We start from the raw sequence: 272 nt of genomic DNA, 5'->3' as shown, positions 1-272 counted from the left end.
CACTATGTGCAGGACCCTGATACCTGGGTCAGCCTCAGCAATGACAGCCGCTACGGTGCCTCTTTCCCGGAAGGCAGTCGCTATGTGTTTATCATCCCGAAGCAGTACGACTGCCGGGATTACCTCTCCGCATTCTGCGTCGAGAATAATGTCGTCTACGGCTGGAGCAACAACGAACCCGGGTTCTACCGCAACGGATACCCGTACGACCGAGACGACCTGTACGTTCCTGCTTTCACCGACACGGTAGACCAGCAGATGTGCCAGCGAGC

General features: G+C 57.0%; 1 protein-coding gene. It reads left to right on the top strand.

Translation table 11 applies throughout. The features are described 5' to 3' along the window. Positions 1-84: 84 nt before the first annotated feature. Positions 85-272: hypothetical protein (locus HMPREF2527_RS00780; protein ID WP_141744423.1), on the top strand; the 188-nt coding region annotated here is incomplete at its 3' end.

Source organism: Rothia sp. HMSC071B01 (genome assembly GCF_001808945.1).
Taxonomy (GTDB): Bacteria; Actinomycetota; Actinomycetes; order Actinomycetales; family Micrococcaceae; genus Rothia.
Note: the sequence above shows the minus strand (reverse complement) of the source record. Positions and strands in the feature narration are given on the sequence as shown.